The 24043-nt window shown below is 70.9% G+C and carries 28 protein-coding genes; 15 read left to right on the top strand and 13 right to left on the bottom strand.

The window, feature by feature from the left end; all coding sequences use genetic code 11:
• Positions 1–72: 72 nt before the first annotated feature.
• Positions 73–711: a methylthioribulose 1-phosphate dehydratase gene (mtnB, locus tag P3T34_RS07930; protein ID WP_280665285.1), complete on the bottom strand. Its 639-nt coding sequence runs from the start codon at positions 709–711 to the stop codon at positions 73–75.
• A 210-nt stretch (positions 712–921) separates the two neighbouring features.
• On the opposite strand from mtnB, the gene P3T34_RS07925 reads away from it, so the two are divergent.
• From P3T34_RS07925 to P3T34_RS07910, 4 genes are all read left to right on the top strand, one after another.
• Positions 922–1545 carry a LysE/ArgO family amino acid transporter gene (locus tag P3T34_RS07925; RefSeq protein WP_280665284.1) on the top strand — a complete coding sequence of 208 codons (624 nt, stop codon included), beginning with the start codon at positions 922–924 and terminating at the stop codon, positions 1543–1545.
• Positions 1546–1580: 35 nt separating this feature from the next.
• Positions 1581–2282 (top strand): type 1 glutamine amidotransferase, encoded by a 702-nt coding sequence (locus P3T34_RS07920; RefSeq protein WP_280665283.1) that lies wholly within the window; start codon positions 1581–1583, stop codon positions 2280–2282.
• A gap of 206 nt (positions 2283–2488) precedes the next feature.
• Positions 2489–3985, top strand: coding sequence for an FAD-binding protein (locus P3T34_RS07915; protein ID WP_280665282.1), 1497 nt, complete (start codon positions 2489–2491; stop codon positions 3983–3985).
• A gap of 107 nt (positions 3986–4092) precedes the next feature.
• Positions 4093–4224 carry a hypothetical protein gene (locus tag P3T34_RS07910; protein ID WP_280665281.1) on the top strand — a complete coding sequence of 44 codons (132 nt, stop codon included), beginning with the start codon at positions 4093–4095 and terminating at the stop codon, positions 4222–4224.
• Positions 4225–4243: 19 nt separating this feature from the next.
• Here the strand turns inward: P3T34_RS07910 and P3T34_RS07905 are convergent, their stop codons facing one another.
• The 6 genes from P3T34_RS07905 to P3T34_RS07880 form a co-directional block, all read right to left on the bottom strand.
• The gene (locus P3T34_RS07905) at positions 4244–4783 is read right to left on the bottom strand and encodes a DinB family protein (protein WP_280665280.1); all 540 of its coding nucleotides are present in this window, start codon (positions 4781–4783) and stop codon (positions 4244–4246) included.
• 123 nt (positions 4784–4906) lie between these two features.
• Positions 4907–5623, bottom strand: coding sequence for a phenylalanine--tRNA ligase beta subunit-related protein (locus tag P3T34_RS07900; RefSeq protein ID WP_280665279.1), 717 nt, complete (start codon positions 5621–5623; stop codon positions 4907–4909).
• Between the two features lie 23 nt (positions 5624–5646).
• On the bottom strand, positions 5647–6582 hold the full coding sequence (locus P3T34_RS07895; protein WP_280665278.1) for a class I SAM-dependent methyltransferase: 936 nt from the start codon (positions 6580–6582) through the stop codon (positions 5647–5649).
• Between the two features lie 32 nt (positions 6583–6614).
• Positions 6615–7673 (bottom strand): diiron oxygenase, encoded by a 1059-nt coding sequence (locus P3T34_RS07890; protein ID WP_280665277.1) that lies wholly within the window; start codon positions 7671–7673, stop codon positions 6615–6617.
• A 2-nt stretch (positions 7674–7675) separates the two neighbouring features.
• Complete coding sequence (gene mtnA, locus P3T34_RS07885; protein ID WP_280665276.1) at positions 7676–9256, bottom strand: S-methyl-5-thioribose-1-phosphate isomerase; 1581 nt, start codon at positions 9254–9256, stop codon at positions 7676–7678.
• A 248-nt stretch (positions 9257–9504) separates the two neighbouring features.
• Positions 9505–10524: a LuxR C-terminal-related transcriptional regulator gene (locus P3T34_RS07880; protein ID WP_280665275.1), complete on the bottom strand. Its 1020-nt coding sequence runs from the start codon at positions 10522–10524 to the stop codon at positions 9505–9507.
• A 147-nt stretch (positions 10525–10671) separates the two neighbouring features.
• On the opposite strand from P3T34_RS07880, the gene P3T34_RS07875 reads away from it, so the two are divergent.
• Positions 10672–11475: an aminoglycoside 3'-phosphotransferase gene (locus P3T34_RS07875; protein ID WP_280665274.1), complete on the top strand. Its 804-nt coding sequence runs from the start codon at positions 10672–10674 to the stop codon at positions 11473–11475.
• Between the two features lie 22 nt (positions 11476–11497).
• Here P3T34_RS07875 and P3T34_RS07870 read toward each other — a convergent pair whose 3' ends face one another.
• The 3 genes from P3T34_RS07870 to P3T34_RS07860 form a co-directional block, all read right to left on the bottom strand.
• On the bottom strand, positions 11498–11707 hold the full coding sequence (locus P3T34_RS07870) for a DUF397 domain-containing protein (RefSeq protein WP_280665273.1): 210 nt from the start codon (positions 11705–11707) through the stop codon (positions 11498–11500).
• A gap of 122 nt (positions 11708–11829) precedes the next feature.
• Positions 11830–12036, bottom strand: coding sequence for a DUF397 domain-containing protein (locus tag P3T34_RS07865; protein WP_280665272.1), 207 nt, complete (start codon positions 12034–12036; stop codon positions 11830–11832).
• On the bottom strand, positions 12033–12878 hold the full coding sequence (locus tag P3T34_RS07860; RefSeq protein ID WP_280665271.1) for a helix-turn-helix transcriptional regulator: 846 nt from the start codon (positions 12876–12878) through the stop codon (positions 12033–12035). Before P3T34_RS07860 ends, P3T34_RS07865 begins: the two co-directional genes overlap by 4 nt.
• 129 nt (positions 12879–13007) lie before the next feature.
• Here P3T34_RS07860 and P3T34_RS07855 point away from each other — a divergent pair, with 129 nt between their 5' ends.
• The 5 genes from P3T34_RS07855 (at position 13008) to P3T34_RS07835 (ending at position 15285) form a co-directional block, all read left to right on the top strand.
• Complete coding sequence (locus P3T34_RS07855; RefSeq protein ID WP_280665270.1) at positions 13008–13247, top strand: hypothetical protein; 240 nt, start codon at positions 13008–13010, stop codon at positions 13245–13247.
• On the top strand, positions 13231–13548 hold the full coding sequence (locus tag P3T34_RS07850) for a hypothetical protein (RefSeq protein ID WP_280665269.1): 318 nt from the start codon (positions 13231–13233) through the stop codon (positions 13546–13548). The genes P3T34_RS07855 and P3T34_RS07850 overlap by 17 nt, the downstream gene beginning before the upstream one ends.
• Positions 13545–13784: a hypothetical protein gene (locus P3T34_RS07845; RefSeq protein ID WP_280665268.1), complete on the top strand. Its 240-nt coding sequence runs from the start codon at positions 13545–13547 to the stop codon at positions 13782–13784. The genes P3T34_RS07850 and P3T34_RS07845 overlap by 4 nt, the downstream gene beginning before the upstream one ends.
• Positions 13785–13924: 140 nt before the next feature.
• Positions 13925–14272 carry a PadR family transcriptional regulator gene (locus tag P3T34_RS07840; protein WP_280665267.1) on the top strand — a complete coding sequence of 116 codons (348 nt, stop codon included), beginning with the start codon at positions 13925–13927 and terminating at the stop codon, positions 14270–14272.
• Positions 14269–15285 (top strand): hypothetical protein, encoded by a 1017-nt coding sequence (locus P3T34_RS07835; protein ID WP_280665266.1) that lies wholly within the window; start codon positions 14269–14271, stop codon positions 15283–15285. The genes P3T34_RS07840 and P3T34_RS07835 overlap by 4 nt, the downstream gene beginning before the upstream one ends.
• Before the next feature lie 48 nt (positions 15286–15333).
• Here P3T34_RS07835 and P3T34_RS07830 read toward each other — a convergent pair whose 3' ends face one another.
• The gene (locus P3T34_RS07830) at positions 15334–15615 is read right to left on the bottom strand and encodes a PASTA domain-containing protein (protein ID WP_280665265.1); all 282 of its coding nucleotides are present in this window, start codon (positions 15613–15615) and stop codon (positions 15334–15336) included.
• A 464-nt stretch (positions 15616–16079) separates the two neighbouring features.
• Between P3T34_RS07830 and P3T34_RS07825 the strand changes: the two genes are divergently transcribed.
• Positions 16080–16643, top strand: a complete 564-nt coding sequence (locus P3T34_RS07825; protein ID WP_280665264.1) for a dihydrofolate reductase family protein — start codon at positions 16080–16082, stop codon at positions 16641–16643.
• Positions 16644–16974: 331 nt separating this feature from the next.
• Here the strand turns inward: P3T34_RS07825 and P3T34_RS07820 are convergent, their stop codons facing one another.
• Positions 16975–17982, bottom strand: coding sequence for an NADP-dependent oxidoreductase (locus P3T34_RS07820; protein ID WP_280665263.1), 1008 nt, complete (start codon positions 17980–17982; stop codon positions 16975–16977).
• A gap of 76 nt (positions 17983–18058) precedes the next feature.
• Positions 18059–18478 carry a hypothetical protein gene (locus P3T34_RS07815; protein ID WP_280665262.1) on the bottom strand — a complete coding sequence of 140 codons (420 nt, stop codon included), beginning with the start codon at positions 18476–18478 and terminating at the stop codon, positions 18059–18061.
• A 166-nt stretch (positions 18479–18644) separates the two neighbouring features.
• On the opposite strand from P3T34_RS07815, the gene P3T34_RS07810 reads away from it, so the two are divergent.
• The 4 genes from P3T34_RS07810 (at position 18645) to P3T34_RS07795 (ending at position 23903) form a co-directional block, all read left to right on the top strand.
• The gene (locus P3T34_RS07810; protein ID WP_280665261.1) at positions 18645–20156 is read left to right on the top strand and encodes a tachylectin-related carbohydrate-binding protein; all 1512 of its coding nucleotides are present in this window, start codon (positions 18645–18647) and stop codon (positions 20154–20156) included.
• A gap of 68 nt (positions 20157–20224) precedes the next feature.
• Positions 20225–20878 carry a pyridoxal 5'-phosphate synthase gene (locus P3T34_RS07805; RefSeq protein ID WP_280665260.1) on the top strand — a complete coding sequence of 218 codons (654 nt, stop codon included), beginning with the start codon at positions 20225–20227 and terminating at the stop codon, positions 20876–20878.
• 74 nt (positions 20879–20952) lie between these two features.
• The gene (locus P3T34_RS07800; RefSeq protein WP_280671889.1) at positions 20953–22545 is read left to right on the top strand and encodes an MFS transporter; all 1593 of its coding nucleotides are present in this window, start codon (positions 20953–20955) and stop codon (positions 22543–22545) included.
• Positions 22546–22670: 125 nt separating this feature from the next.
• Positions 22671–23903 carry a histidine kinase gene (locus tag P3T34_RS07795; RefSeq protein WP_280665259.1) on the top strand — a complete coding sequence of 411 codons (1233 nt, stop codon included), beginning with the start codon at positions 22671–22673 and terminating at the stop codon, positions 23901–23903.
• The last annotated feature ends 140 nt before the right edge of the window (positions 23904–24043 follow it).

Genomic DNA, 24043 nt, shown 5'->3' with positions numbered 1-24043 from the left:
CGGCGTCGTGGCTCGGCCTCGTGGCTCGGCGCGCCGGATCAGCGGTGTCGGTGGATCAGCGGTGTCGGTGGATCAGCGGTGTCGGTGGGTGAGCAGGACCAGGTGGCACAGCGCCTCCAGGCATTCGAGCCGGTTGCGCGCCGTCTCCAGATCCGGCCCCCACACGGTGGCGCCGTGATGGGCGATCAGCAGGACGGGCGGCAAGGGCCACCCGGCGCGGCCGGCGTACGCCGCGACATCGGAGCCGATCTGCGGGACGTCCGGCCAGTTCGGGAACACCGGGATGTCCACCGTGCGCGGGTCCTCGACGTCCAGGCCCTTGATCAGCTCGTAGTCGGCCAGCCGCAGCGCCTCCTCGCCGCGCCGGCCCGCCAGCGAGGCCAGCGCGGTGGCGTGCGGCGAGTGGGCGTGGATCACCGCCGCGCAGTCCTTGACCGAGCGGTACAGCGCGGTGTGGATGGCCGTCTCGGCGGACGGCCGCGGGCCGCCGGGATCCACCGGCCGGCCGTCGGCCACCGTGACGGCGACGATGTCCCGGGCAGTGAGCGCGTGCTTGGCGCGGCCGCTCGCGGTGATCAGCGCCCGGCCGCGGTCGCCGGGCGCGAGCACCGAGAGGTTGCCCGAGGTGCCCTCCATCCACCCACGGCCGTAGAGGGCATGCGACATCGACACCAGCTGCGGGGGTGCGGTGGCGGCAGACAGGATGACCACTCCTCAAGATTCGTGCCCGGCACGGTGGTTGGGCCCAGTCCTCAAGAACAACTACCAGGCAACGCGGCCCACCGCACTGGCCGTTAGGTGCCATGGCCAGGGCGGTCACCCGGGCGGCTCGGGAATGGCGATCGCCCGACGGTACGGTCTGATCAAGGGGGAAGCGCCGGTCCGCCAGCCGGTCCGCCAGTCGAGGGGGAGTGGAGTGACGTGAGCGCCGTACCTGTGCTGCAGGGCTTCGCCGTGGGGGCCGGCCTGATCATCGCCATCGGGGCGCAGAACGCCTTCGTGATCCGGCAGGGGCTGCTGCGCAAGCACGTCTTCACGGTCGCGGCGGTCAGCGCGCTCTGCGACGTCACGCTGATCGCGGTCGGCGTCGCGGGAGTGGGCTCGGCCATCGCGGCCAGCCGGACGGTCACCGCGGTGGCCACCTGGGGCGGCGCGCTCTTCCTCGGCTACTACGGCCTGCGGGCGTTCCGCTCGGCCGGCCGGGCCAAGAGCCTGGACGACGTGCAGGGCACCGGGCAGAGCTCCTCGGCCCGCGCGGCGGCCGTCTCGGCACTCGCGCTGAGCCTGCTCAACCCGCACGTCTACCTCGACACCGTGGTGCTGGTCGGCAGCGTCGGGGCCCATCAGGCGGGCTTCGCCCGGGTGTTGTTCGCGCTCGGCGCGATGGCTGCCTCCACACTCTGGTTCTTCGGCATCGCCTACGGCGCCGCGCTGCTCGCCCCGGTCTTCCGCCGGCCCGCCGCCTGGCGGGTCCTGGACGTGCTCGTCGGCTGCATGATGTGGACGGTCGCGGCGGGCCTGCTCATCTCCTACCTGCGGACCTAGCGTCCTCGCGTCCTTCCTTCGAAGGGGTAACTGTGGTGGGAATCCTGATCGTTCAGAACAGCCCCACGGCGCCGGAGGGTGAGATCGGCACCGTGCTGGAGGAGTCCGGGGTGCGCTACGAGGTGGTGCGCGCCTGGCGGCGGCCACTCCCGGACGCGGCCGACTGGGACGCGGTGATCGTGCTGGGCGGCGGACAGCACGCCGCGGACGAGTCGGCGCACCCCTACCTCGCGCCGCAGAAGGCGCTGCTGCGCGAGGCGGTCGCCGCCGGGCGGCCCTGCCTGGGGATCTGCCTGGGCGGCCAGCTGCTGGCACACGCGCTGGGCGCCGAGCTCACCCGGGGAACCAGCACGGAGTTCGGCTTCCAGGCGCTCACCCTGACCGAGGACGGCCGCAGCGACCCGCTGTTCGCCGGACTCGCGCCCGAGCAGCGGATGTTCCAGTGGCACGCGGACTCCTTCACCCTGCCGCCCGGCGCACGGCCCCTGGTGCACGCGGAGCCCGGCGCGGGGGAGCAGGCGTTCCGGGTCGGCCGACGCGGCTACGGCGTGCAGTTCCACCCTGAACTGTCCGAGCACCTGCTCCACCAGTGGCTGGCCGCCGCAGCCACCCCCGAGGAGCGGATACCCCCCGAGGCCCTTGCGAGGGCCATCGCCGACACCGACCGCCACTACCCCGAGTACCGCCGCCAGATCCGCCGCCTGATCGCCAACTTCCTTACCCTGAGCGAACTCTGAGAAGCGTTGTACCGGTCATTTCGTCCGCGCCGGTCCCCGCGTTCTTCCGGGACCGCAGGGTCGAACAGTTGGCCAACATTCATACGTACTCCGGTGTTACTCTCCAGCTGATTTGATCATCGCACGGGCGTCCCGAGCCTCGGCACGGCATGCTGCCCGCACATGGCCGGCCGCGTCCTTGCGACCAAAACAGGGGGGAGAAAACGTTGGAGAAGGAAACCCGCGCGCAGGGGACGTCACGCCGCGCGCTTGTCAGGGGGGCGGCGCTCGGCATCGCGGCGGTCGGCTTCAGTGCGGCCGCCGGGACCTGGGTCGCCGACGCCGACGCCGCGGCGGCGGCCCCGTTCGACCGGGTGCCGCACCTGGACGGTGAGCTCCTCCTCGATGCCGCCAGCAGGGCCGCCGACAGCGTCGACCAGGGGCACATCGTAGCCCGCACGCCGGGTGCGGTCCTGCGGCCCGGCTCCGTCGACGACGTCGCCAAGATGGTCAGGTTCTGCGCGGACCGCGGCATCAAGGTGTCGGCGCGCGGGCAGGGCCACACCACCTACGGGCAGTCGCTCAACGAGAACGGCCTGGTCATCGAGATGCGATGGCTCAGGCAGATCCACCGGGTCGGTCCGCAGGGAGCCGACGTCGACGGCGGCGTGCTGTGGACGGAGCTGATGACGGCCGCGTTCGCCCACGGCCTCACACCACCGGTGTTCACCGGCTACACCGACCTCACCATCGCCGGCACGCTCTCGGTCGGCGGCGCGTCCCCGGGCGCCGGGTCCACCCGCGGCCTGCAGATCGACCACGTCCAGGAGCTGGAGATCGTCACCGGCCGGGGCGAGGTTCTGGTCTGCTCCGGCAGCCAGCACGTCGACCTCTTCAAGGCCGCACTCGGCGGCCTCGGGCAGTGCGGCATCATCGTGCGCGCCAGGCTCGGCCTGGTGCCGGCGCAACCCGCGATGAGGGTTTACCAGTTCACCTACCCGGTCGGCACTGTGCCCGTCGGCGACCTGAGGATCCTCACCGAACGCGGCGAGACACTCGGCGCCTACCTCAGCTGGGCCCTGACCGGGACGTCCTTCGTGGGACGGCTCTTCGTCAGCGCGCCCTTCACGCCCGGCTCCCCGCCCGACGGCCAGCATCTGCTGCGCGGCCTCAGCCAGCCCCCGTCCGCCGCCACCGTCATCGACCTGAGCTACCCGGACTGGGTCACCCAGGTCAACCGGGAAGTCGCCCAGCTGGACGCCGCACTGGACTACGAACACCTGGTCAAACCCTGGTTCGACGTCTGGCTCGGCGACTCGGAGGTCGACCGGTTCGTGCAGGACGTCCTCGCCGGGCTCAGCCCGCACGACTTCGCACCCGGCTCCCTGCTCCTGCTCATCCCCGCGAAACGGACCGGCGTCGACCACCCCGCCTTCAGGGGGCCCCGAGCGGACTCCACCCCGTGGATGTACCTGTTCGACATCCTCGACAACTCCGCCACCCCCGGACCCGATCCGGCATTCACCACCGATCGGCTCCAGCGAAACGCGGAGCTCTACCGCAAGGCCCGCGACGCCGGCGGCTCGCGGTACCCCATCGGAGCGCTCGAATTCACCAAGGCCGACTGGGTCGCCCACTACGGCGACGTGTGGACGGAATTCCAGAACACGAAAACACGCTTCGACCCCCATAACATCCTCAACCCCGGCCCCGGAATATTCTGAAACCGCGCCCGGGACCCGGAAAAATCCGCCCCTGCCCCATGGATCCCGCCTCGTACGGGGTGCCGGCGTACACCGCCGGCCTCGATCGTGCATGACGGCTCGCCAGCTTGGCTGGCGAGCCGTTTCCGCTCGTCCGGGCCGGGACGCCGCCTGCGGCATGCTGCCGACCGGACGCCGCCGAGCGGCTGGTGGACGTCCTGCTCTCGGTCGTCGCCGACGATCGGCAGCGCCCCCGCTGAGTGGTCGGCTCCCGGCGGATCACTCTCCGACGAGGCCGTCCACCGATTCCCGGATGAGGTCGGCGTGGCCGATGTGCCGCGCGTACTCCTCGATCAGGTCGATCAGGATGCGTCGCAGGTTGGGTGACTGGCCGTCGGAGGTCGTGTATCGGCCCAACTGCTCCGGGCCGCCGTGGGTCAGCGCCTCCTCGACCACGGAGCGGGAGCGGGCCACGGCGTCCTGCCAGAGTGCCATCAGCTGCTCGGGGGTGTCCTGGGCGGCTGAGTGCCACTCCCAGTCGGGTTCGGCGTCCCAGTCCACCGTGTCCCAGGGGGCACCCGGGCCTCGCCCGAGCAGCAGCCGGGCGAAATGGGAGTCCTCGACGTTGGCCATGTGCTTGAGCAGGCCGCCCAGGGTCACCGATGAGACGCCGACCGTTGCCCTCATGCCGGCCGCATCCAGCCCGCCGCACTTCCACGCCAAGGTCGCGCGCTGGCGCTCCAGGGAGCCCAGAAGAGCGGAGGTCTCGTCGCCCGCGATGGGAGGTTCCGGGCGCTCTTGTTCATCCGTGTGCGTCATGGGCGGTGAGCGTATCGAAGGGGCCAGCGCCCGGACCAGGGGCGGCGTTCGCGCTGAGCGGCGGCGTTCACCTAAGGGCGCCTAAGGGAGATAAGGATCGGCACGAACGGGGTCTGAGCCCGGTCAGACCACCAGGCGGCTGGTGGTGCGCACGCCCGGGTCGAGCTCGGTGAGCCAGCTGACCAGGTCCGCGCCGGCCCGGAGCAGGGCCTCGTCGTCCATCGGGCCGAGACCGTCGAGGATGAACAGTGCGCGGGTGGTCGAGTCGGTGATCCGGGTGCGGGTGCACTGGCGCCAGTTCCAGCGGCGGCAGGTGACCCCGAGGTCGTCGGCCCAGACCACCTCGCCGGGCTCGGGGGACTCGACCACCGGGCCGCCGTCGGCGGTGGTGTCGAAGCTCTCCGTGCCGGTGGCCCGCAGCAGCCGGGCCGGTCCCTGGTAGTGGTCCAGGTCCTCGCCGCCCAGCGGCAGCACATGGGCGATCGAGACGGCGTTGTAGACGTCGGTGAGGCGGTCGACGCGTGGCAGGCCGCTCTCCAGCCGGCGCAGCAGCGCGTCCACGCTGGGCCGGGTCCGCGAGGGCTTCATCCCGGCGGCCTTGAAGGCCTCGCGCCAGGCGGTGAGTTGCGGGTGGTCCGCGAGCGGCTGCTGCGCCAGCTGCTCGCGCGCGGCCTGCTCGGCCCGTGCCAGCAGCCGCTCGCTGGTCTGGTCGCTGGGCCCCGGCCGCAGTCCCTCGGCGACCACGAGCAGGGCCCGGTAGTCGGGGCGCAGAGCCGAGACCTCGGGTGCGACGGAGGCTGCGGCGAGCCAGTCCTGGACGTTCTCAAGCGTGGAAATCACGCACCCACCCTAGATGATGACGATCAGTCACCGGCAACTCCACCACGCCGACGGGCCTTTCGGTAGACGCCGGTGCCCTCCGTGGTGGGCAGCACCGCGCGGCGGTCGTAGTGCTCGGCCAAGTGCTCGTGGAAGGCGGTGTACTGGGCCTCGTTGGCCGAGATCCTGCGGGCGAAGTACGGGTTGTCGGTGAGGTTCTCCAGGAGCATGTTGTGGGCGACCAGCAGCCCGCCCGGGCGCAGTGCCGGGGTGGTGGCCCGCATGATCGGGTGGTAGATGGCCTTGTCGCGCAGCTCAGGGTCCGCCGCGTCCTTCGGGCCCTCGGCGTCCAGCACGCACAGGTCCACGTCCCGCAGGGTGCGGCCGTACGCGATGGCGTCCCCGGTGACGTACTCGACGCCCTTGGACAGGCCGAGCGCCTCCAGATTGCGCCGCGCCAGGTCCATCGTCTCGGGGTTGATGTCGATCAGCTCGGCGGTGCCGCCGGCCGCGATGATCCCGGGCATCGCCCAGACCGCCCAGTAGCCGTAGTAGGAACCGGGGAAGACGGTCCGGCGCGGGGCGGCGAGGTGCGCCAGCGCGTAGAGCAGCCGGGCCTCCTCGGGGAAGATGTAGGTCGTGAACGGGTGGTGCCGGAAGCCTGCGGACACCTGGGTGAACAGGGCGTCGAACTCCTCGGCGGGGTAGTCGGTGGCGTCGATCAGGCCGGCGGCGTGCAGCTCCCCGAGGATCCGGTCCACGTGGGCCCGGCCGTTGACGGGCAGCCGGGTGGAGAGGTTGAGCTGGTCCTCGGTGAGGCCGATCCGGCCCGGGTCCACCGCGCCCGAGCCCACCCAGGCGCAGTACGCGCTGCGGCTGGTCTCCGCGCGCCGGAACGCCCGGTACTCGGGAAAGGCGCTGAGCGCGTCGTCGATGATGGCGACGGCCGGTCCGCTGACGGCGATCTGGCGAGTGGTCACGGGCTTCGGTCCTCTGCTGTGTGTGGGGGGCGTCAGAGCAGGCCGGCGGCGGCGAACTCCTCGGCCACCTGCGGGATGTCGAGCATGTCCAGGGTGGCGACCAGTCGGACGGTCTGCGCGGCGGCGCTGCGGGCGGACTCCTTCAGCACGGAGTCCGGCAGCACCTCGGCGACGATCTGGCAGGCGGTGTCGGCGTCGAAGCCGTAGCGGCCCAACTCGCCCTGCATGGCGGCGGTGTCGGGGTGCAGGAAGGTGTGGATCAGCTGCGGCACCATCAGCGCCGCGTCGCGCCGTTCGGAGCCGTCCAGTTGGCCCCACAGGTGCTTGAGGAAGATCGAGAAGTAGCGGTGGTGGCGGCCCTCGTCCTGCGCGTGGTCGCGGATCACCTCGCGCACGGCGGGCACCACGTTGCTGTCCTGCGGCAGTTCCGCCAGGCTGCCGGAGATCAGCGTTTCGGAGACGATGACGAACATCAGCTCCATCAGTTGCCGGTGCGCCGCCCCGGCCGTCTCCTGCATCCGCTGTAACCGCCGTAGGAAGTACGGTAGTTCGGGCAGCAGGGGATCGACGCCGGTGCGCCGGCGGACCTGGCGCAGCAGGTCCGCCGAGAAGAGCGCGTGGTAGGCCTCGTCGCAGTAGATCCGGTAGGCGTCGAAGCGCATCTCCTCGGGCAGCCGCAGGCCGACCGAGCCCTGCGCGATGCCCAGCGCCGTCCGGTTGACCACGAGTTGCTCCAGCTTCGTGGTGAAGTCCAGGTAGCGGTAGAGGTGTTGGATCAGCACCTGGTCTAACACCGCCGGGGGGAGCTCCTGGACCGCCTTGTGCTGGGCGAGCGGGACCAACTCCGGTAGGAAGTAGGGGAGATCGACGTCTCCGTCGGCGATCTCGCGCCGCTCCGCGCTGCGCACGCTGGCCCGGGAGTCCCAGCTGCGGAACGGACTCCGATAGGGAGCCTGGGCCTGGTCTTCGGTCTGAGCCGACTCCTGCCCCAGGCCCGGTTCGGGCGCCGCCACCCGCGCGTCCAGCAGCAGCCTTCGCGGACAGTAGGAGAGCGCCGTGCATCCGACGAAGAGCCCGACGATTCCACACATGCTCATTCCCCCAGGACGGTACGTGCGGCGAAGACGGGGACGTTCAGCCGGAGCCGTCCCCCCAGTTCTGCCAACTCGGCGACGACCGCGCAGCCCACCACCGCCGCGCCCGTGCGCTCGACCAGCCGCACCGCCGCCGCCGCGGTGCCCCCGGTCGCCAGCACGTCGTCCACCACCAGGACACGGGCCCCGGCGCCCAGCGCGTCCGCACTCAGTTCGAGGGTGTCCTTGCCGTACTCCAACGCGTAGTCGACGCCGATCACCGGCGGCGGCAGCTTGCCGGGCTTGCGGACGGCGACGAGGCCGCAGCCGGCCGCCCGGGCCACCGCCGTACCCAGCAGGAAGCCGCGCGCCTCGATGCCCGCGACCTGGTCGAACTCCCCGCCGAACCGGGCCAGTACGGCCGCCACCAGGCGGTCCATCAGCCAGGGCTGGGTGTACACCGGCGCGAGGTCCAGGAAGCCCACGCCGGGGATCGGGAAGTCCTCCACCAGCCGGGTGTGCGCGGCGATCCGCTCCGCCAGCGCGTCCGGCTCCTCGGCCCGGACGGCTCCTGGACCCTGTCCCGGCAAGACCGCCCGGACCGGGCCCAGCACCCGCCGGTCGGTGACCACGGCGGTGATCAGCTCGGCCGGGGTGACGTCGAAGGCGGGGTTGTAGACGGCCGCCCCCTCGGGCGCCACCGCCGTGCCCGCCACCGAGGTGACCTCCTCGGCGCCGCGCTCCTCCACCACGATGCCGCTGCCGTCGGCGAGTTGCTCGTCGACGGTGGACTCGGTGGCGACCACCACGAACGGGATCCGGTGGCGGGCCGCCGCGATGGCCAGGGCGTAGGTGCCGATCTTGTTGGCGACGTCGCCGCTGCGCGCGATCCGGTCGGCGCCCACCAGCACGACGTCGACCAGCCCGCCCGCCATCGCGGCGGCCGCCGCCGAGTCCACGCAGATCCGGTACGGGATCCCGGCGTCCGCCAACTCCTTGGCGGTCAGCCGCGATCCCTGCAGCAGCGGCCTGGTCTCGCCCACCAGCACCTGCTCCACCCGGCCGCGGGCGGCGAGTTCGATGATGGCGCCGAGCGCGGTGCCGCCGGCTGCGGTGGCGAAGCGGCCGGTGTTGCAGTGCGTCAGGACGCGCAGCGGCCGGTCCGGGCCGCGCGCCGCCACCAGATCGGCGGCGCGGGTGGCCGCGGCGATGTTGGCCAGCGCGTCGGCCGCCAGGATCGACCGCGCCTCGGCCAGCGCCGCCTCGGGCCCGTCGGGCAGCCTGCCGACGACCTTGGCCACCGCCCAGGAGAGGTTGACGGCGGTCGGCCGGGTCGCGGCGATCCGGGCGGCGTCGCGGCGCACGGCCGCCAGCGCGTGCTCGTCCCAGCCGCCCAGGAGGTCGCGGTGGCGGCGGGCGGAGAGCGCCACGCCGAACGCCCCGGCAATTCCGATGGCCGGGGCACCGCGGACCGCGAGGGTGCGGATGGCGTCGATCACGCCGTCCACCGTGGTGATTTTGATCAGCTGCTCGCGGCGCGGCAGCAGGCGCTGGTCCACGGCGTGGATCTCGCCGTCGTCCCAGGAAATGGAATACCTCAACGAGTCCCCCGCAGAGAGTGTTTGAGCGTTTCCCCCCGACCGTTCTCGATCAATGAGCCAACCATCGCCATGGCCCCGAATTCAACCGCCAACCGGTGCCTGCGGCTGTCCAGAAGCGGCCACGGCGCCCTGCGGCCAGCATGACCGTTGCAGCCCACCCGCTGAGAATGCTTTCTGTTGTCCCCGAGGTGCTGGGCAATTGCGGCAGCACGTTCTACGTAGTGCTGAATCGGTAGGCCAGCCGTCGCTCAGCTCACCAGGGCTTGGACGCTCGGGTGCGGTGACGGCACCAGGCCGAGCTCGGCCGCCCGTACGCCCGCCTGGAACCTGCTCTGGGCGCCGAGTTGCTCCATCACCTGGACGATCAGCCGCCGGAAGGTCCGCTCGGAGACACCCAGCGAGCGAGCGATGGCGATGTCCGTGCGTCCTTCGGAGAGCATCCGGACGATGGTCAGCTCGCGTTCGGAGAGGAACCGCTCGACAGCGGTGGCCTGCTGCGACTCCATCGGCTGGGCGTCCCGCCAGCAGAACGCGAACATCTCGCGCAGTAGCAACACCAGCTCGCTGCCGCGCAGTTCGAGCGCCGTGGGCTCGCCGTTGAGGTCCGCCGAGGAGGTGTAGGCGAGTGCGTCGTCGACCACGAGGAGCCGGAACGGGAGGACCGGTGCGATCCGCACCCCGATCCCCGAGTCGACCAGACCTCGCAGGTGGGGCCGACCGTGCGGCACCCGCATCATCGCGGTGAGATGCACCGAGCGCAGTGCCACGCCCCGTTCCACCGCGCCCTGTTGGCGCAGTCGGCAGCCGGCCAGCTCGGCCGGTGACATCGGCAGGCCCGGGTGCAGGCTGAGGATCTCCCGGCGGGCCCGGTGGACGGCCTCCTCCAGCGCGCCGGTGATCTCCTGCTGCCCGCGCAGCAGCCGCCAGTGGGACGGCGCGTCGCCGCCCGGCCGACCGGAGGCAACGCGCGCACCGAGCACCTCCAGCGCGGCCGACAGCGACTCCTCGAACCGTAACTGGCCTACCAGGTGGTGCTGGTGCGTCTCGATCAGCCGGGTCAGCAGCAGGTCCGGCGAGCCGGCGGCCAGTGCCCCAGCCGGCCCGTGCTCCTTGGCAAGTCCGGCGGCCAGCAGATGCGCGGCCAGTACGGCCGCCTGCTCGCCGGAAACACTGAGAAGATCGGCGATTACTTCGTTGGTCAATGGTTCTCTCGCGTCGATGAGCACCCGCAGCAGCGCTAACTCGCCTGCGTTGATCTCTTCGCGCACGTTCGCCTCCTCTGTGGCGGAACCACTGCCCGGCTCATGCGAATTCGCCAAAAGGCTACGTAGCTTTGTCAAGCCTGACAACCGCGGCCCAGGGCAGCTGCGAACAAAGGTATGGCCCGACGCGGTGGGTGCTGGGAGACTGGTCCGATGATCGCCACATCGCCCCAAGGACCGGTCGAGGTCCCGCAGATCGTCACCGAGGTCGCCGCCGGGCGGCCCGCGCGGGCCGTATGGAAGAACGGGCTCGGCGGCCTGACCTTCCAGCTCGGCGAGGGGGCTGCACGGCAGTTCGTGAAGTGGACACCGGTCGGCAGCGGGATCGACCTGTCGGCCGAAGTGGCGCGGCTGCGCTGGGCGGTGGCGTTCACGGTGGTGCCGGAGGTGCTCGACGAGGGCTCGGACGACACGGGGTCCTGGATCGTCACGGCCGGCCTGCCCGGCCGGATGGCGGTGGACGACCACTGGATACGGGACCCGGAAGCCGCGGTGCGCGCGATCGGCACCGGGTTGCGGGCGATGCACGAGCAAACTCCGGTGGGGGACTGCCCGTTCGACTGGTCCATCGAGACGCGGCTGACGGCGGTGCGGGCCCGGGCGGCAGCGGGGCTGATCGATCCGGCGGACTGGCACGAAGACCTCCGCCACCTCGCCCCGGTCGAGGACGCCCTCGCCGTGCTGGCTTCACCGCCACCGGTCGACCGGCTCGTCGTCTGCCACGGCGACGCCTGCGCCCCCAACACCCTGATCGGCGACGACGGTTCGTACAGCGGCCACGTCGACCTCGGCGCGCTCGGCGTCGCCGACCGCTGGGCCGACCTGGCCATCGCCACCTGGAGCACGCAGTGGAACTACGGCCCGGGATGGGAGGCCTCGCTGCTCGACGCCTACGGGATCGCCCCGGATCCGGAGCGCACCGCGTACTACCGATTGCTGTGGGACATGTCGGACTGAAGGCCCTATGGGGAGTCGCCGGTCAGACGCCCCCGAACTCGCCCGCCTTGATGCCCGCGACGAACGCGGCGAACGCGTCGCTGGGGAAGACCAGCGCCGGGCCGGACGGGTCCTTGGAGTCGCGCACGGGCACGATGCCCGCGAAGCCGTCCGCGACCTCAACGCACTGGCCGCCATTGCCGCTGTAGGTGCTCTTGCGCCATGGTGCGCCGGTCAGGTCCAGGTTGCTCATGCGGGAACTTCCTTCCGGTGGGACAGCACTTCAAGGTGCCCATCTACCCAGCAGCGGACAGACTGAAGCCCCCGCGAGGCCTACGGAGCTTCACGGGGGCCGGTGGAGGCGGGTGTTGTCGGTCAGACGGTCCCGAATTCGCCCGTCTTGACGCCCGCGACGAACGCGGCGAACGCGTCGCTGGTGAGTACCAGGGCCGGGCCGGACGGGTCCTTGGAGTCGCGCACGGGCACGATGCCCGGAAAGCCGTCCGCGACCTCAACGCACTGGCCGCCACTGCCGCTGTAGGTGCTCTTGCGCCACGAGGCGCAAGTCAGGTCAACGCTCATTGTTCGAGTCCCTTCCTCAGGTCGCGGATCATCCGCAGGGAAGCACTACGGGAGAGCGCTTCGGCCTTGAGGCGATCGTATCCGCTGACCAGGCTCGCGACAGAGTCGGTTTGGCGGTCGAGGTAACCGCGTTGCTCGGTCTCGCCGTAGCCGACAACACCGCGATCAGGGAGCGTCAGCAACGTAACAGGGTGGGAGAACGGACGATCCTCCCCCAGCTCTGTCGGCGCGATCTGGATCACGACGTTCGGGTGCTCCGCCAATGCTTCAAGGTGGTGCATCTGAGCAGCCATCACTGTGCGGCCCCCGATTGGACGACGAAGGCAATATTCGTCAACGACGGCATGGACTGCGGGCGGTGGTGTGCGAGCCAGACACCCTTGCCGGGTGAGCAGGAACGCAACGCGTTCGTCCGCTTCGCGCTTGGTGGCTGTGCCCCGGCGGACGTTCCCCGCCTCCCAAGCGGTGGCGTATTCGTTGCACTGGAGGAGTCCGGGGATCACAGCCAGCTCGAACAGTCTGACCGCGGTGGCTTTGGCTTCCAGCGCCGCATACTCCGAGAAGCCCTCAAGTAGTGCGCGGTGCTTGGTGTTCCAGTACAGCAGTTCAAGCGTGCCACCGGTCCCCAGTGCCCTGTCCGCAGCTTGCGCAAAGGGAAGTGTTGGCGGTCGGCGGGCAGTTTCGATGTATGAGACGTAGGTGCCGCTGAACTGGATCAGCCGACCAAGGCCCTTCTGGGAGAGCCCTTTCGCCTCGCGTGACCTGCGGAGTTGTGTTCCGAACGCCTCCTCGGGTGATGACGGAGGGTCAGTCTTTGTTCGGCTCATGTTCGTTCTGTCCATCGCCAACAAACCTCGACTGTCAACGGTTAAGGGCTTCCGATCGTACCGCCGTATGCCGATCCTTGTAACCGAACGACTACACAGGGGAGTCGTAGGGGAGGGGTGTGCCCCGATGGAACGGGAGTTCAGATGTCACAGCTAGGCAAGATCATGGCCGAGAAACGCAAGCAAGCAGCAGACGCCCTAAGCGAGTTGATCGCGGCCCTCGCGTCGGCCGGGGTGGTGCTGCCGTCGGCGGGTGTCGAGTGGCAGTCGGTGCTGACCGGCGAGGTTCTGATCGACCTTGGCAGGGCCAGACCGGATGTGATCACGCTGCTGGCGAAAGTCATCCGGGCGGGCGCGGAGGTGCTGCGTGCTTCCGATTGTTGAGGACGGGGACCAGCGGCGAGCGCGTGAGCACAAGGAGGCGGCAGTTCGGGCGATCCGCTCGCTCGTGGCGGGCCTTGATCTGGCCGGCCTTCCCCAATTCATCTCCCTGGAAGGTGAGATGGCCACCGGTACCCCGTATGGCGGCCATGTCCACGTGGGTGGCGCGAACGCTCGCGTCGTCCAGGCGCTGGCTGACTTCCTGCACGACCACGCCCACTGCACCGGCCGGATCATCTCAGGCGAAATCATGCCCACTCCAGTGGCCGAACTGCCCCCTGTGCGAACGGAACTGAACCCATGAACCACCTCACCCCCGACGACATCCCCCCAACCGGCTCCTACGTCGTCGACCGCAAGTCGCTGCGCATCCTGGTCGTCATGGACAACCGCGCCGGCGAGCTCTACCTCCGCCCGCCCGGCGGCGGCATCGAGATCACCCGCAAGCCCGACCAGATCCGCCCCGCCGACCGCAGTGAAACCCTGCGCGGCCGCGTCGCCAAAGCCAACCTCGACGCCGAACACGGCTGCACCGGCTGACCGGCCCTCACGAGCCGACCGCCGAGTTCGACCTCCCCGGTCGGCCTGGCGATCGGCCGTTCCGGCCTTCCCCGGCGGGAGGCGAGAGGTGGGAGCGGGGCTCTGGACGTCATATGCCGATGAGCGATATATATAGCCACATGACAGAACGCTCCATGCAGGAGCCGACGCTACTCCTGCTCACCGCACTGGCCGACGCCCCACGGCACGGCTACGCACTGATCCAGGAGATCGCCGCGATCTCGGACGGCCGGGTCAAGATGCGCACCGGCACGCTCTACAGCGCGTTGGACCGCCTCCTCCAGCAGGGGCTGATCCGGATCGAGTGCGACGAGGTGATCGACGGCCGCGCGCGCCGGACGTACGCTCTCGCTGACGCCGGGCGGGCCACGCTGGCCGCCGAGGCCGACCGGCTGCGCGCGGTGGTGGCCGAAGCCGACCGTCGTCTGAGCAGCATCCGTCCGACGGCCAGGGGGGCCCTCGCATGAACACCGGCACCACCAGCACCACTTCGCGAGGACTGCGGCTCGCCCTGCGGGCCTACCCCGCCGCCTACCGCGCCGAGCGCGGCGAGGAGATCACCGCCGTCCACGCGGACTCCACCACGGGCGCCGGCCGGCTGGCCACCGCCCGCGAGACTGCCGGCGTCGCCGCGTACGGCCTGCGCGTGCGCACCGGCCTCACCGCCAGCGGCACCGGCGGTCGCCTGCTGGCTACCATCGCGCCGCTGGCCGCCGCCATGGCGCTCGGCCAGCAATTGCACTCCCTGTGGTACCTCCAGCAGGACTGGGACTGGCAGCAGCCCGCGGATCAGTCTCCCATCGTCCACTACCACTTCATGCTGATCGCCTCCGTCATCCCGGCTGTGCTCTGGCTGCTGGTCGTGGCGGCCGGGCTGCTCCGCAAGTGGACCACCGCCCGCGTCCTGGCCGCCCTGGCCGGAGTGGCCGTCATCGCCGCGTGGCTCGCCGAACAGCTCGCCATGAATGGCGGGTGGGAGCCGGGCATGCTGGTGGACGGCACCGACCTGGTCCTCTCGGCCGGACCGGCCGCGGTGTGGGCCCTGCTGGTCTTCGCCGCCCCCGGTGACCTGCTCGACAGCACGATCCCCCGCCGGCCGCGCGCCGCAGCCCTGCCGTTCCTGCTGCTGCTCACGGGCATCGTGCAGGGCAACTTGACCGCCTTCGACCTGCCGCTACAGGACATTGTGACGCTGAGCAACGCCTGCCTGCTGCTGGGCCTACTCTCGCTCGCCTTCCTCCGCTGGGGCCGGTTGCTGCCCACCGCGACCGGACTGACCGTCCTCCCGCTGGCCCTCTGTACCGTCGTGCCCTACTACGGCCCCAAGCTCTTCGTCTGGGAGAACGACACGCTCATCGCCGCGTCCAGTGTGGTCGTCCAGTACCTGCTCGCAGTCACCCTGGTCGCCCTGGTGGCAGCGGCCGCCGTCCGCTACCTGAGGCCCACTCAGGAAGCCCCGAGCCCGCTCGGCCTGGAGTAGCCCCACCCCGCATTCTCCCGACGGCGTCCCGCTTTACCGATCAGCTGCTTACCGATCAGCTGCCCGATCCCCGGCCTCGCCGCCCGGCAGTTCCTTGAACTCGACCACCAGGGAGCCCCGGCGGCGCATCCGGGAGCCGGGGGCGGGGCGCTGGGCAGTGACCACCCACACTCCCGGCCAGGTCAGCGCCCGGACCGGCGGCCCGTCCGGATCGTCACTGGCGATCACCAGGCCCGCCTCCCACGCAACCTCCCGCGCGTGCGTCACGATCAGCCCGACGATGTCGGGAACCGTCACCTCGTCGGCGTTGCTGGGTCCAATCCACGCCATGTCACCCTCCGGCGTCCAGCCTCTCGCTGATCCCCGCCAGAGGGAAGACCGACGGCCGCACCAACTCGACACCGGGCTGGGCAAGGTCCGCCTTCACCTACAGTGCCGTCAAGAGCGCTTCAAGGTCTGTCGTCACCGACGGAGCATGGCCTCTCTCCTTGGCTGTGGGAGAGGTTCGAGCAGGTTCCCGACCCAGCTGGTTCGGCGGATCGTGGCTCGAGCGGTGCCTCCCGGCTTGCACGCTCATCCCCCTGGGTCTGGACGGTCCCTGTCATGGTGGTTCGACAGCGACGCGCAGAGCGCCACTCGTCGAACTCACCAAGGCCTCTTCGAAGTTGGATGGGCAAGACCACTGACTGACTGCCGAGGAGCCTGGCGGGTGCGACGACGTTGCCCGCGAGCCGCGATGAGTCTGCGGCGTCCGGCGGTCGTACAGTCGAACCCGTTACCGAGGAGGACTTCTGATGCGCAGCGTGACCTATTCGATGAACGTCTCACTTGACGGCTACATCGTCGGGCCGGACGGCGACTTCGACTGGACAGCGCCCGACGAGGAGGTCTTTCGCTTCTGGATCGACGAGATTCGAGAGGCCGGCGTCCACCTGTTGGGACGACGGCTGTACGAGACGATGCTGTACTGGGAGACCGCCGACCAGGATCCATCGCTCGACGACTCAATGCGCGAGTGGACCTCGCTCTGGAAGCCGCTCCCGAAGGTGGTGTTCTCGACCACGCTGTCGGCGGTGCAGGGCCATGCCCGCCTGGCCTCCGGCGGCCTGGCGGAGGAGATCGAGCGGTTGCGAGCCGAGCCGGGGGAGGGCGACATCGCGATCGGCGGCGCGACTCTCGCCGCCGAGGCGGCTGCGTCGGATCTGATCGACGAGTACCGGGCCATGGTCCACCCGGTGCTGGTTGGCGGTGGCATTCCGTTCTTTCCCCAGCGCGAGCGCCGGGTGGATCTCGAACTCGTCGAGACCCGCACCTTCAGCTCGAGAGTCGTCTACCTCCGCTACCGCGTGGCGCGTTAGCCGGCTGGTCCAACCCTGGGCTGGCTGCTGATCGCAGCGGTTCGTGGCGAGGTAGTCCTCCTGGGGTTCCAGGCATCGGCCGGTCTTGGCGTTCCGGAGCTGGAAGACACCGGGTGGCAGGTAGCGCGGGCTCGGTGTGGCGGCGTGCGCGCCGGCGGCGGGTGCGGCCAGCAGGGTGAGGCTCGCGGTGAAGAGGGCCGCGAGGAGCTTGCGGCCGGCGTACTGGGTGCTCACCCGTTCAGGCGCCCCCGCTACCGCTATCGCTCACGGCCCGACCCGGCCGGGGGAGTTGCCCGGCCGGGAGCGGCAGTCGAGTCAAGTCAGTTCAGGCTCACGTCAGTTCGAGCACCAGCTTGCCGACGTTCTCGCCGCGGAAGAGCATCTGCAGGGTGGCGGGGAAGTCGTCCACCGTGCCCTGGACCAGGTGCTCCTTGACCTTGATCCGACCGGTGGCGATCCACTGCGCGAGGTCGCGGGCGGCGTCCGCGAAGCGCGGGGCGTAGTCGAAGACCACGAAGCCCTCCATCCGGGCGCGGCGCACCAGCAGCGTCAGGTAGTTCGACGGGCCCTGCACCGCCGTCTCGTTGTTGTACTGGCTGATGGCGCCGCAGATCACCACCCGCGCGTGCATCGCCAGGCGGGTGAGCGCCGCGTCGAGGATGTCGCCGCCGACGTTGTCGAAGTACACGTCGATGCCGTCCGGAGCGTGCGTGCGCAGGGCCTTCCTGACGTCCTCGGAGCGGTAGTCGATCGCCGCGTCGAAGCCGAGTTCGTCGGTCAGCAGGGCGCACTTGTCGGCGCCGCCGGCGATGCCGATGACGCGGCAGCCCTTGACCTTGGCGATCTGGCCGACCATCGTGCCGACGGCGCCCGCGGCCCCGGAGACCACGACCGTCTCGCCCTCCTTGAGCGCGCCGACCTCCAGCAGGCCGAAGTAGGCCGTCATGCCGGGCATGCCCAGCGCGCCGAGGTAGGTCTGGAGCGGGGCGAGGGACGGGTCGACCTTCAGCGCGCCCTTGCCGTCGGACACCACGTACTCCTGGACGCCGAAGCTCCCCACGACGTGGTCGCCGGGCTGGAAACCGGGGTGGTTCGACTCGGTGACCTCGATCACCGAGCCGGCGCGCATCACCTCGCCGAGGCCGACCGGGGGCAGGTAGGACGGACGGTCGTCCAGCCAGCCGCGCATCGCCGGGTCCAGCGAGAGGAAGCGGGTCCGGCCCGCGAAGCGGCCCTCGCCGGGAGCGGTGGCCGGCTCGGTGACGTGCTCCCAGTCCTCCGGCTTGACGTCGCCCACCGGACGGGCGGCGAGACGGACCTGACGGTTCACTCCGGACATGGCTTCTCCTGTGGCTGGCGAGGGGCACTCGGCACGATTCTAAGCAAGCGCTTAGTCATCTGGCCAGGGCCAGGGGTCAGGGGGGTCCTGCACCGGTCGCCGCCTCCAGCAGAGGCCAGCCGTCCAGCTCCACCTCCACCGCCCTCGCGCCCTGCTCTCCCTGCTCGCCCGGCTGCCACCCGCGGGCCAATGCCACATCGAGCAGGGCCCGGACGGCGCCCGGTTCGTGCAGGTTCAGCGAGCCGCCCCGGACGTACCCCACGTCGCCGGAGCCCAGCGGAGCCCCGCCTGGGACGTACCGCCCCGGCCCGTCGGCGAAGACGATGCGCAGCGGGCCGCCGCTGCCGGCCGGCTGCGGGTACAGCGTGAGGGTCTGGCGGCACTCCACGGACCGGTCGCCCTCCGGCACGCGGTCGACGTGGCTGTGGCGGAGCGTCCACAGGTAGGCCCGCCCATCGGCAACCAGCGGGCGGGGCTTCTTCGGATGACGGGCCATGGAGCCGAGGGTACGTGGCCCGGTTCGGCGCTGGCCGGTTCGGTCCAAAGGCGGTTCCGTCCAGCCGAGTTCCCTTCCGATCGAACCGGGTCGAGGCGAGGCTGATACCCGTAGCGCTCGCCGCAGGGCTGAGGACCGCCGCCCGCCCCCGTATTTGGAGTATGAGATGAAACGCCTTGCAGCTGTCGCGCTGACCGTCCTGACCGCGACGGGCGGTGCGCTCCTCGCGCCCGGCGCCGCGTCCGCCGCCACGAGTGCCCCGCCGGTGGTGCGGGTCATGCCGCTCGGCGACTCGATAACCGCCGGCTACCAGAGCTCGACCTGGAACGGCTACCGCGGCCCGCTGTACGACCAGGTGGCCGCCCAGTCCCGGTACCGGGTCAACTTCGTCGGGACGCAGCAGTTCGGCAGCATGGCCGACCCCGACAACGAGGGGCACAGCGGTGCTGTGATCGACCAGATCACCAGCGGCGTGGACGGCTGGCTGACGGCAGATCAACCCGACGTCGTGCTGCTGGACATCGGTGCGAACGACCTCAACAACAACGTGGACCCCACGCACGCGGGGGACCGCCTCGCCACCCTGGTGAACCGGATCTTCGCGGACCGGCCCGCCGTCACGGTGATCATGCAGGGCGTGATCCCGACCTCGCCGGGTCTGCAGACGCTCGCCGCCCAGTACAACGGCCAGGCACGACAGTTGGAGTCCACCGAGCAGGCGGCCGGCCGGCACTTCCGCTTCGTCGACGCGCCCTCCCTGATCCCCGTCGGACAGCCCTCGGCCGAGATGGCCGATGGCCTGCACCCGAATGACGCGGGCTACGTCAAGCTGGCGCAGACCTTCTACGGCGCCTTCGACCAGGCGTTCTCCGCAGACTGGTTCACCGGCGGCTCCGGGGCCGCCACGTCGCCGATGTTCGGTGTCGATGGATCGGGGAATCTCCGCTACTACCAGTACACGGGTGACGGCGGCTCCAACATCAGCTGGACCGGCACGAGCAACAACGTCGTCAGCAACGCTCCGGGGTGGGGGAAGTTCACCCACGTCTTCTCCGGCGGTGGCGGCGTGATCTACGGCATCGACGGCTCCGGCAACCTGTGGTACTTCAACTACACGGGTGACGGAAGTTCCACGGGGGACTGGTCGGCGACGAGCAACAGCATCATCAGCAACGCCCCGGGCTGGGGCAAGTTCACCCAGGTGTTCTCGACCGGCGGCGGCAAGATCTACGGCGTCGACTCCTCCGGAAACCTCTGGTACTACCAGTACACCGGCAATGGCAGCTCCAACTCCGCCTGGTCGAGCACCAGCAACAGCATCGTCAGCAACGCTCCGGGCTGGGGCAAGTTCACCCACATCACGGGTGACCCCACGACCGGCGCCATCTATGGTGTGGATGGTTCCGGGAACCTCTGGTACTACAACTACATCGGCGACGGCAGCTCCAACTCCGCCTGGTCGAGCACCAGCAACAGCGTCATCAGCAACACCCCGGGCTGGGGCAAGTTCAACCAGCTCTTCTCGACCGGCAATGGCGAGATCGAGGGCGTCGACTCCTTCGGGAACCTGTGGTATCTCCAGTACACCGGCAACGGCAGCTCCAACGCGGCCTGGAGCGCCCACAGCAACAGCGTCATCAGCAACGCCCCCGGTTGGAACGGGCTCGCGGCCTTCTGATCCGCGGCCTGCTGAGCCGGTCCGGTCCGCCAGCGGGTGCTGCCTCCCGGGCCGGTAGCGTGGGGTGGGTGAGTGACACGACGCGCAACCGACTCAGGGCCATCCCGGTGTTCGAGGGGCTGGACCCGAAGGGCTTCACCACGGCGGACCTGCCCGCCAACCCGCTGCACGCCGTCGAGGCCTGGATCCTCGCCGCCGCCGAGGCCGGCCAGCGCGATCCGCACGCGATGACCCTGTGCACGGTCGGCGCCGACGGTACGCCATCCAGCCGGGTGCTGATCTGCAAGGACATCGACGAGCAGCGGATCTACTTCGCAAGTCGCTCGGACAGCCGCAAGGGCGTCGAGATCGCCGGGCAGCCCCGGGTCGCCGCGCAGTTCTACTGGCCCACGGTCGGCCGCCAGCTGCGCCTGGTGGGAACCGCCGAGGCGCAGGAACAGGCCGCCAGCGAACGGGACTTCGCCGAACGCACGCGCTCCTCGCAGCTCGCCGCCCTGCTGCACGGCAGCGCCGCCCCCAGCGGACGGGAGGAGATCCTCGCCGAGTACCGGCGGCTCGGCGAGGCCTACCCGCACGAGGTGCCGTACCCGCCGAGCTGGACGCTGTACGGAATCACCGTCACCGAGGCCGAGTTCTGGGAGGCCAGCCCCGACCGGATCCACACCCGGGTCCGCTACCGGCGCGAGGGCGGCAACTGGCAGCAGGAGTACGCCTGGCCGTGAGCGCTGCCGCCAACCGGATGATCTCCCGGCCCGGTTGGCGGGCCGCCCGCAGCGCCGGTGGCAGGCTGGCGGCCATGGATCGCGGCGAGGGGGCGCAGGGCGCCAGGATCGTCCTGCTGACGCTGGGGGCCGGGCAGTTCCTGATGGCGCTGGACAGCTCGGTGATGAACGTCTCGATCGCGACGGTGGCCGCCGACATCGGCACCACGGTGACCGGACTCCAAGGCGCCATCACCGCCTACACGCTGGTGATGGCGATGCTCATGATCACTGGCGGCAAGGTCGGCGCGCTGATCGGCCGCAAGCGGGCCTTCATGATCGGCTGTGTGATCTACGGATGCGGCTCGCTGACGACGGCGCTCGCCCCGAACCTGACCGTCCTGCTGATCGGTTGGTCATTCCTGGAGGGCGTCGGCGCGGCGCTGATCCTGCCGGCGATCGTGGCGCTGGTGGCCGGCAACTTCGCCGCGGAACGACGTCCGGCCGCCTACGGACTGGTCACGGCCGCGGGCGCGGTGGCGATCGCACTCGGGCCCCTGGTCGGGGGCACGGCGACGACCTTCTTCTCCTGGCGCTGGGTGTTCGTCGGCGAGCTCGTGCTGGTGCTGGCCATCCTGCTGCTGGCCCGCCGGGTCGCCGACGCGCCGCCCGGCCTGCGCCCGCGGATCGACGTGATCGGCGCGCTGCTCTCGGCGCTGGGGATCGGCGCCTTCGTCTACGGGGTCCTGCGCTCCAGCGAGTGGGGCTGGTTCCGGCCCAAGCCGGGTGAGCCGTCCTGGTTCTCGCTCTCGCCGGTGGTCTGGCTGATGCTGGCGGGCATCCTGCTGACCTGGCTCTTCTTCGGTTGGGAGCACCGGATGGTGGCGCGGGGCAAGGAGCCGCTGGTCGACCCGGCGCTGCTGCGGAACCGCCAACTGACCGGCGGCCTGACCATGTTCTTCTTCCAGTTCCTGGTGCAGATGGGCGTGTTCTTCGTCGTGCCGCTCTACCTGTCCGTCGCGCTCGGCCTCTCCGCGCTCAGGACGGGCGTGCGGATCCTGCCGCTCTCGGTGGCCCTGCTGGCGGCCGCGGTGCTGATCCCCAAGCTTGTCCCGGACGTCTCGCCGCGGCGCGTGGTGCGGCTCGGGATCTTCTCGATGCTCGTGGGCGCGGTGGTCCTGCTCGCCGCGCTGAAACCGGACTCGGGCGCCGGGGTCGTCACCGTCCCGCTGCTGCTGATCGGCCTCGGCATGGGGGCGCTCGCCTCCCAGCTCGGGTCGGTGACCGTGTCCGCGGTGCCGGACGAGCAGAGCGCCGAGGTCGGCGGGCTGCAGAACACCGTCACCAACCTCGGCGCCTCGATCGGCACGGCGCTCGCCGGATCGATCCTCATCACGGTGCTGACCTCCTCCTTCCTCGCCGGCATCGAGCAGAACCCGGCGGTCCCCGACTCGGTGAAGAGCCAGGCGAGCACCCAACTCATGGGCGGCGTACCGTTTCTGTCGGATGCCCAGCTCACCCGGACGCTCGACCAGGCGGGCGTGGGCGCGGACGTCACCTCCGCGGCGCTGGAGGCGAACGCGACGGCGCGGATCCAGGGCCTGCGGGCCGCGCTCGCGGTCCTCGCCTTCGTCGCGCTGATCGCGCTCTTCTTCAGCCGGCGGATCCCCACCACCCAACCGCGCTGAGTCGCACGGCGGACCGGCTGCGTGACCCGGTTGCGCGATCGGGCAGCCGTACCCCGCCAGGGGACGGGGGTGTCCTAGCCCTGCGGGTCGATGTGCGGCGCTCGCGGGCTCGCTAATGTCCGAATGTGGAGACCTGGATTCGGACCCGCCCCTCGACCATCGGGGCGCTGCTCGACCGCACGCTGATCGACCGCGTGCTGCTCGACCGTGTGTTTTTCGACCGCGTGGTGGCGGGCGCGTTCCTGGCGGCGATGGCCGTCGAGCGGATCGGCGCGGCGTCGCGGCTCGGCATCCCGCTGCCGCTCGCCCTCGCGCTGAGCGCCGTGGTCGCCGGCGCGCTCGCCGTGCGGCGCACCGCGCCGCTGGCGTCGTACCTGGCGGGCTCCGCCGCGCTCGCGGTGGAGGCGCTGTTCGTGCTGCCGAGCCCGGTCTCGCCGTACGCCAACCTGATCGGGCTCTACACCCTCGGCCGGTACGCGAGCCGCGAGCGGTCGCGGCTCGGCCCCGGCATCGTGCTGCTCGGCATGGCCGCGTACTTCGCGGGCGCCGCTCACACCCATCCCATGATCTCCGCCGGGGCGCTCTTCGTCTGGCTGCTGACCTGGGCGCTCGGCTGCGGCGCCGCCCGCCGCCGGGAGGAGCGCGAGGCCGCCCGGCTGCTGCTGCACCGGCGGGTCGCCGACGAGGAACGGGCGCGGATCGCACGGGAGTTGCACGACATGGTCGGCCGCACCGTCAATCTGATGCTGGTCCAGGCCGGCACCGCCCGCCGGGCGCTGCCCCGCGATCCGGGGCAGACCCGCGAGCTGCTGTCCGGCCTGGAGCACTCCGGGCGCGAGGTGCTCGACGAACTGGACCGCGTGCTCGGCCTGCTGCCGTCCGCCGGCTCGACGCCGGACGGCCCGTGGGATCCGCAGCCCGGCCTCGGCGACCTGGCCGGGCTGACCGGACGGCTGGAGCAGACGGGGTCGGTCCAGGTCACTGCCCGGGTCGACCCCGCCGCCGCCCGACTGCCGCGCAGCCTCGACCTGTCCGCCTACCGGATCGTCCAGGAGGCGCTGGCCAACGCCGTGAAGCACGGGCACGCCGACGCCGTCGAGATCACCGTCCGCCACGCCGGGGACGCGCTCGCCATCGACGTCAACGACGACGGGCGGGGCGTCGCCGACGGGTACCGGCCCGGCCGCGGGCTGCTGGGGATAGCCGAGCGGGTCGCGCTGTTCGGCGGCAGCGTGCAGCACGGGGGAGGCGACGCGGGCGGCTTCCGCGTGCGGGTGCTGCTACCGATACCGCGGTCGTCCGGGTGGTCGCCGAAGCCGCCGACGCTCTGCGGCGCACCGGGGTCGCCCGCGCGCTGATGACGCCGCCGAGCACCGGCGGGCCCTGGCGTCCGCCGCGGTGACAGCGGCCCCCGCGGCGGGGCGCGTCGGGCCGGTGCGAGCGGGGGCGCCGGGCAGACTGATCACTGACTGTGCGTCAACCCATGCGTGCGGCAACC

The organism is Kitasatospora sp. MAP12-44 (assembly GCF_029892095.1).
In the GTDB taxonomy this organism is placed as follows: domain Bacteria; phylum Actinomycetota; class Actinomycetes; order Streptomycetales; family Streptomycetaceae; genus Kitasatospora.
This window is presented reverse-complemented; position numbering and strand designations above follow the sequence as displayed.